This window comes from Peribacillus psychrosaccharolyticus ATCC 23296 (assembly GCF_000305495.1).
GTDB lineage: Bacteria > Bacillota > Bacilli > Bacillales > DSM-1321 > Peribacillus > Peribacillus psychrosaccharolyticus.
On record NZ_AJTN02000171.1, the window covers coordinates 1 to 2,703 of the forward strand.

At 51.8% G+C, this 2,703-nt stretch carries 1 rRNA gene; it reads right to left on the reverse strand.

What is annotated here, in order from left to right:
• Positions 1-2,636: ribosomal RNA gene (locus tag WYK_RS08575) — 23S ribosomal RNA — on the reverse strand; the annotation flags it as partial.
• Between the last annotated feature and the right edge of the window lie 67 nt (positions 2,637-2,703).

Genomic DNA, 2,703 nt, shown 5'->3' on the forward strand with positions numbered 1-2,703 from the left:
TGTCTCACGACGTTCTGAACCCAGCTCGCGTACCGCTTTAATGGGCGAACAGCCCAACCCTTGGGACCGACTACAGCCCCAGGATGCGATGAGCCGACATCGAGGTGCCAAACCTCCCCGTCGATGTGGACTCTTGGGGGAGATAAGCCTGTTATCCCCGGGGTAGCTTTTATCCGTTGAGCGATGGCCCTTCCATGCGGAACCACCGGATCACTAAGCCCGACTTTCGTCCCTGCTCGACTTGTAGGTCTCGCAGTCAAGCTCCCTTGTGCCTTTACACTCTACGAATGATTTCCAACCATTCTGAGGGAACCTTTGGGCGCCTCCGTTACTCTTTAGGAGGCGACCGCCCCAGTCAAACTGTCCACCTGACACTGTCTCCCACCCCGATAAGGGGCGCGGGTTAGAATTTCAATACAGCCAGGGTAGTATCCCACCAATGCCTCCACCGAAGCTAGCGCTCCGGTTTCAAAGGCTCCTACCTATCCTGTACAAGCTGTACCAAAATTCAATATCAGGTTACAGTAAAGCTCCACGGGGTCTTTCCGTCCTGTCGCGGGTAACCTGCATCTTCACAGGTACTATAATTTCACCGAGTCTCTCGTTGAGACAGTGCCCAGATCGTTACGCCTTTCGTGCGGGTCGGAACTTACCCGACAAGGAATTTCGCTACCTTAGGACCGTTATAGTTACGGCCGCCGTTTACTGGGGCTTCGGTTCAAAGCTTCGCTTACGCTAACCTCTCCCCTTAACCTTCCAGCACCGGGCAGGCGTCAGCCCCTATACTTCGCCTTGCGGCTTCGCAGAGACCTGTGTTTTTGCTAAACAGTCGCCTGGGCCTATTCACTGCGGCTTTTCCGGGCTATTCACCCTAAAAAGCACCCCTTCTCCCGAAGTTACGGGGTCATTTTGCCGAGTTCCTTAACGAGAGTTCTCTCGCACACCTTAGGATTCTCTCCTCGCCTACCTGTGTCGGTTTGCGGTACGGGCACCCTTTATCTCACTAGAGGCTTTTCTAGGCAGTGTGGAATCAGGAACTTCGGTACTTAATTTCCCTCGCTATCACAGCTCCGCCTTAATGGAAACGGGATTTGCCTCGTTTCCGGCCTAACTGCTTAGACGCGCATATCCAACAGCGCGCTTACCCTATCCTCCTGCGTCCCCCCATCGTTCAAACGATAAATTGGTGGTACAGGAATATCAACCTGTTATCCATCGCCTACGCCTTTCGGCCTCGGCTTAGGTCCCGACTAACCCTGAGCGGACGAGCCTTCCTCAGGAAACCTTGGGCATTCGGTGGAAGGGATTCTCACCCTTCTTTCGCTACTCATACCGGCATTCTCACTTCTAAGCGCTCCACCAGTCCTTACGGTCTAGCTTCGACGCCCTTAGAACGCTCTCCTACCACGGACACCCTACGGTGTCCATCCACAGCTTCGGTGATACGTTTAGCCCCGGTACATTTTCGGCGCGGAGTCACTCGACCAGTGAGCTATTACGCACTCTTTAAATGGTGGCTGCTTCTGAGCCAACATCCTGGTTGTCTAAGCAACTCCACATCCTTTTCCACTTAACGTATACTTTGGGACCTTAGCTGGTGGTCTGGGCTGTTTCCCTTTTGACTACGGATCTTATCACTCGCAGTCTGACTCCCAAGAATAAGTATTTGGCATTCGGAGTTTGACTGAATTCGGTAACCCGTTGGGGGCCCCTAGTCCAATCAGTGCTCTACCTCCAATACTCTCATCTTGAGGCTAGCCCTAAAGCTATTTCGGAGAGAACCAGCTATCTCCAGGTTCGATTGGAATTTCTCCGCTACCCACACCTCATCCCCGCACTTTTCAACGTGCGTGGGTTCGGGCCTCCATTCAGTGTTACCTGAACTTCACCCTGGACATGGGTAGATCACCTGGTTTCGGGTCTACGACCACATACTAATTCGCCCTATTCAGACTCGCTTTCGCTGCGGCTCCGTCTTCTCAACTTAACCTCGCATGGGATCGTAACTCGCCGGTTCATTCTACAAAAGGCACACCATCACCCATTAACGGGCTCTGATTACTTGTAAGCACACGGTTTCAGGATCTATTTCACTCCCCTTCCGGGGTGCTTTTCACCTTTCCCTCACGGTACTGGTTCACTATCGGTCACTAGGGAGTATTTAGCCTTGGGAGATGGTCCTCCCTGTTTCCGACGGGATTTCTCGTGTCCCGCCGTACTCAGGATCCACTCAGGAGGGAACGAAGTTTCAACTACAGGGTTTTTACCTTCTTTGACGGGCCTTTCCAGACCTCTTCATTTACCCCGTTCCTTTGTAACTCCATATTGAGTGTCCTACAACCCCAAGAGGCAAGCCTCTTGGTTTGGGCTGATTCCGTTTCGCTCGCCGCTACTCAGGAAATCGCTATTGCTTTCTCTTCCTCCGGGTACTTAGATGTTTCAGTTCCCCGGGTCTGCCTTCAGTACCCTATGTATTCAGGTAAAGATACTGTTCCATTACGAACAGTGGGTTTCCCCATTCGGAAATCTCTGGATCAACGCTTACTTACAGCTCCCCAAAGCATATCGGTGTTAGTCCCGTCCTTCATCGGCTCCTAGTGCCAAGGCATCCACCGTGCGCCCTTTCTAACTTAACCTACTAAAAAAACATTCGGTGTTTTAAAAATGATGCAAAATTTGCCTTCTATCTATTATCTAGTTTTC